Genomic DNA, 4,717 nt, shown 5'->3' with positions numbered 1-4,717 from the left:
CCAATACCCGGATCTCCAACGCCAGCTCTCCCCCAACCATCCAGGCCCCCGCCACAACGACGAGGCACCCTAAGCCTGGGTCAGCTTTCAACCGGCGACTGGGTCAGTTTCACTCCGGCGGCTACATCAGGGCTCCTAGACGTCTTTGTAGCTCCTCCTCGTCCTTCCCCTGCGCGATCACTGCCGCCACCCGGCCCGTGGCAATCAGCGTGGCAATGTCGACGAGCTTCGACTTTCCCGATCCCGCCACCGGCGCGTCGAATGCGTGCAGCGGAGCAGTCGGAAGGCTGCGCCGGATACAAGCGGTGAGGATGGCCGACAGCGCGACGGACCGATCGGCCCCACTGACGAAGGGAAAGTTGACGATCAGGCTGGCCAATACATCGAGAGCGGCGCGGGCATCTTCGCGAGTTGGCTCGTCCAGCACTGGAGCAAAGCGACGCACGCTTGCGTCGAGCAGCAGCCCTGTCGCCGGATCGCAGCCTGGGTGAGCCAGGATCGAGCCGTCCGTGCGAAGCGTCGATGCGTTCAACAGGCCGGTCAGCACGGGCAGGCGCCAGCGACCGACACGCTGCAGGTCGGTATTGGCGACGACGAGCGGGGCATCGATGCCGACCCATTCTTCGCTGTGGCCATCAAAGCGCTCCCACCTCGCGGCCTGCGTCATGGCTGCAACAGGGGCGCGCTCTCTCCGCGCGATGATGCGCCGACGATCGGCTTGGTTACCGTCGTCGATGGTGGCACGGACGACCCCCGTACGAACGATGAAGGTGCCCCGCTGAAGGAGGCCGAGGTCTGCCCGCATCAGTGCGCGTTCAGCGTGGTTGACGGCTTCAGGCAGCTCACCGGCGACGTAGCGGATGGTGGGTGGCGGTGGTCGTCCCCCAACTTGGAAGGCCGGCTCCGACAGGTCGCGTACGGACAGCCACCGCCGCTCGATCATCTGCTTGAGGAAGGCAAGGTGACCGCGCTCGACGCAGTGGCCGTGCATGCAGTGGATCACGAAGCGGCCGGATTCCGATTCCGATGCGTTGATCGCGATGGTGGCGAAGTCGTCCTCGCCGGACGTGTGTGAAGCGGCGTTGACGCAGCGGATGTGGTACTTGCCGTCGACCACCTTGCCGCGGAGTACGCCGGGCTGTCGCGCCGTTAGCGCGGTCACGACCTGGAACCGGCTGGTATTGCCGCGCTCCCAGCGGCGCAGGTCGAACACCTCGGCAGTGGCAGGATCGACCACTTCCATCGGATCGAACGGGTGGGCCTGAGCCTTACGGCGACGGCTGGTGCGCTTCGGCTTGGCAGGCTTCGGCAGCGCGAGGATGTCGCAGTCGGTCCCGTCCAGGAGTGCCACCTCGGGCGGCGGTCCATCGGCCGGGCGGCGCGGCAGGTGGAACAGCCGGCTGGTGTCGGTCCAGGGCTGGTCGTGACGCAGGCCCAGCGCCGCTGCGAATGCTTCGATGCGCTGCTTCCAGGCAGCGTTGGCCGCGTTGTGGTTGTCATAGGCGCCCGCTCGCCACGGTCGCGCCAACGGGATGACGATGCGGAGCTTCGGGCAGGGCTGGTGCCGGAAGGTCACCATGTCGCCTTCGTCACTCGCGACCGCTGCGCCCTTCACCACCCGCGGGAGGTATCCCTTGTCGGCGACGAGATAGCCGGCGACATCATCGCCGTGCTCGGCACGGAACTTGTCCCAGCTGCCGCGCCTGGCTGCAGCCCGTTCTCCAGCCTGTAACGCCCGTTGCCGCGTGATCCGACGGACCGCCGGAAAAGAAGGACCAAGCCCTTGGAACCCCTGACTTCAATCGGGGTGGTTGGGGAGCGGCATGACGCCCCCCACCGCCCCGATCAGCTGTCGGTGTCCAGCGGCCTTCAGGCCTTCGGCGGTGGGCGTTCGGGGGAGGCAACGCCTCCCCCGTCCATGCCCTCCAGCGCGGGCACCTCGCGTGCCACAGCCAGCATCAGTCGTCGCAGCCAGGCGTGTCCGGCGTCGCTTTCGAAGCGGCGGTGGAAGATCAGCGACAGGCGCGTATGCCGGATCTCGACGGGGGATTCGCGCAGCACCAGGCCGTGCGCTTCCGCCAGGCGACGCGCAAGCCGCGCCGAGAGCGTCATCACCATGTCCGTGCGCGCCAGGATGTCCGGTACGGCCGAGAGGTGTGCCACCACGGCGCCCAGGCGTCGCCGCTTGCCGCGCGCGGCCAGTGCCACGTCCAGCGCGCCATCGCGCGATCCGTTCGGCGAATGCAGCAGGTGGGGGAATTCGATCAGCCGGTCTTCCGTCAGCACCCCGATGGCGAGCGGGTGGCCAGGCCGCATCAGCGTCAGGAAGTCTTCCGGCAGCAGCCGGATGCGGGTGTAGATCGCCGGCGGTTCGGGCAGCACGGCAATGGCGAGTTCCGCCTCGCCGCGGTCGAGCAGCTCCTGCCAGTTGGTGCGGTCGGCGTGGCGGATCGCGAGCAGGCAGCCCGGCGCGTCGCGCCCCATGCGTTCGAGCAGGCGCGGCGCCAGCACCGCCTCGGCGTATTCGCTGAGCGCGACGGTGAACACGCGGTCGGAGGTGGCGGGATCGAAGGGGGCGTGGACAGCCAGCGTCTCGCGCAGCCGGTCGAGCACCTCCGCGACCGGCCCGGCGAGCGCCAGGGCAAGCTCGGTGGGCTCGACGCCGCCGGGCCGGCGCAGGAACAGTTCGTCGTTCAGCGCCCCGCGCAGCCTGGCCAGTGCGTTCGAGACCGCGGGCTGCGACAGGTTCAGCCGCTGCGCCGCGCGCGTGACGTGGCGTTCGCGCGCGACAGCGTCGAACACCCGCAGCAGGTTCAGGTCGAGGGTCGAGAGGTCCGCCATTCGTGTTGGTGATGATGGCCGTTCCGAACCGCGGTTGGAAGCGGCGGCCTTCCCGGGCGCATGGTCAGCGCCATCGAAGGCCCCACGGGGCCTCATCCCGAAAGGACCACGACGATGACCGACGTGAAGACCACAACCCCCTACGCCGCCCTGCTGCTCCGCGTGAGCATGGGCGTGATGTTCCTCGCCCATGGCGCGCTGCTGAAGCTCGGCACCTTCGGGCTGGCCGGCACCATGGGCTTCTTCGGCTCGCTCGGCTATCCGCCGGTGCTGGGCGCCGTGGTGACCTTCGCCGAGATCGGCGCCGGCATCGCGCTGATTGCCGGCGTGGGCGTGCGTACCGTGAGCCTGCTGGCGATCCCGATCCTGGTCGGTGCCACGATCCAGCACCTGCCCGCCGGCTGGATGTTCTCCGGCCAGGGCGGCGGCTGGGAGTTCCCGGCTTTCTGGACGGTCGCGCTGCTCGTGCAGGCGGGGCTCGGCGCCGGCGCCCATGCGCTGGACGTGAAGCGCCTGCTCGGCCGCCAGGCCACCGCCGTCGCCGCCTGACCCCTGCGAAGCGCGGGCGGGGCAGCGATGCCCCGTCCCTTCGCGTTCAAGGACCATGACCATGACAGACGCACACAACCTGTTCGCCCCCGCCCGAATCGGCGATGTCGACGTGAAGAACCGCATCGCGATGGCACCGATGACGCGCAACCGGAGCCCGGGTGCCGTTCCGAATGAACTCAATGCGCTCTACTACGCGCAGCGCGCCTCCGCCGGGCTCATCATCACCGAGGGCACGACGCCCGATGCCGGGGGCCGCGGCTACATCGACATTCCCGGCCTCTACGACGCGGCGCAGGTCGCCGGCTGGCGGAAGGTGACCGGTGCCGTGCATGCGAAGGGCGGGCGCATCTTCGTGCAGCTGATGCACACCGGGCGAATCTCGCATCCCGACTTCCTCGATGGCGGCACGCCGGTCGCGCCCTCCGCCATCGCGGCCGCCGGCGCGATCTTCACCAAGGAAGGCCAGAAGCCACATCCGGTGCCGCGCGCGCTGGCGGCCGAGGAGATCCCGGGGGTGATCGCGACCTATGGCCGCGCCGCGCGGCTCGCGATCGAGGCCGGCTTCGACGGCGTGGAGGTCCACGGCGCCAACGGCTACCTGCCGAGCCAGTTCCTCTCGACCAACGCGAATCTTCGCACTGATGAGTGGGGCGGATCGGTGGCCAACCGCGCGCGCTTCCTGCTCGGCGCGGTCGAGGCGGCGGCGCGGGCGATCGGGGCCGGTCGCGTCGGCCTGCGCGTGAACCCGGGCGCTACCTTCAACGACGTGGCCGACACCGACCCCGCGGCGACGCTCACGCACATCGCGACCGCGCTGAAGGGCCAGGGCCTCGCCTACCTGCATCTGGTGGGCGGCGCCTACAGCTACGACGCGGCGGGGATCGCGCGGCGCAGCTTCGACGGTCCGCTGATGCTCAACGGCGGCTACGACCGCGCGCGGGCGGAGGCGGACATTGCCTCGGGCCGGGCCGACATCATCTCCTTCGGGTCGGCCTTCCTCGCCAATCCGGACCTGCCGGAGCGGCTGCGCACGGGCGCACAGCTGAACGCGCCGGATACCGCCACCTTCTACGGCGGCAATGCGAAGGGCTACGTCGACTACCCGGCGCTGGCGGCGGCCGCCTGACCGGGCGCGGCGCGCGGGGCGAGGGCTCCGCGCGCCGCAGCCGTGTCCCGCCAGGGCACGCGCCTCGCGCTTCTGCAGGCCCCGCGTCCCGGCCCTTTCCAGGCCGTGTGTCCCGGGCCCGTCCGGGCCACGCACCCGGCGCCCGTTCAGGCGCCCGCGGGCTCGACCTCCAGCTATTCCGCCCGCCCCAAGCGGCGG

Annotated in this window: 4 protein-coding genes; 2 read left to right on the top strand and 2 right to left on the bottom strand. The window is 70.2% G+C overall.

Going from position 1 to position 4,717, the window contains the following annotated elements; all coding sequences use genetic code 11:
* Nucleotides 1–121 precede the first annotated feature (121 nt).
* Complete coding sequence (locus HW578_RS23135; RefSeq protein ID WP_198373070.1) at nt 122–1,618, bottom strand: hypothetical protein; 1,497 nt, start codon at nt 1,616–1,618, stop codon at nt 122–124.
* 251 nt (nt 1,619–1,869) lie between these two features.
* Entirely contained in the window at nt 1,870–2,841 is a 972-nt protein-coding gene (locus HW578_RS23130; RefSeq protein WP_198373069.1) for a LysR family transcriptional regulator, read from the bottom strand.
* 114 nt (nt 2,842–2,955) lie between these two features.
* Between HW578_RS23130 and HW578_RS23125 the strand changes: the two genes are divergently transcribed.
* On the top strand, nt 2,956–3,390 hold the full coding sequence (locus HW578_RS23125) for a DoxX family protein (RefSeq protein WP_198373068.1): 435 nt from the start codon (nt 2,956–2,958) through the stop codon (nt 3,388–3,390).
* 61 nt (nt 3,391–3,451) lie between these two features.
* Entirely contained in the window at nt 3,452–4,519 is a 1,068-nt protein-coding gene (locus tag HW578_RS23120) for an alkene reductase (RefSeq protein ID WP_198373067.1), read from the top strand.
* Nucleotides 4,520–4,717: the final 198 nt, after the last annotated feature.

It is taken from the genome of Roseomonas rosulenta, assembly GCF_016106005.1.
GTDB classification, from domain to species: domain Bacteria; phylum Pseudomonadota; class Alphaproteobacteria; order Acetobacterales; family Acetobacteraceae; genus Neoroseomonas; species Neoroseomonas rosulenta.
The sequence above is the reverse complement of the archived record's forward strand: the minus strand, read 5'-3'. Positions and strand labels throughout refer to the sequence as shown.

Coding starts and splice junctions, on each gene's coding strand:
- HW578_RS23130 (WP_198373069.1), bottom strand. CDS start 2,841: ATGGCGGACCTCTCGACCCTCGACCTGAACCTGCTGCGGGTGTTCGAC.
- HW578_RS23125 (WP_198373068.1), top strand. CDS start 2,956: ATGACCGACGTGAAGACCACAACCCCCTACGCCGCCCTGCTGCTCCGC.
- HW578_RS23120 (WP_198373067.1), top strand. CDS start 3,452: ATGACAGACGCACACAACCTGTTCGCCCCCGCCCGAATCGGCGATGTC.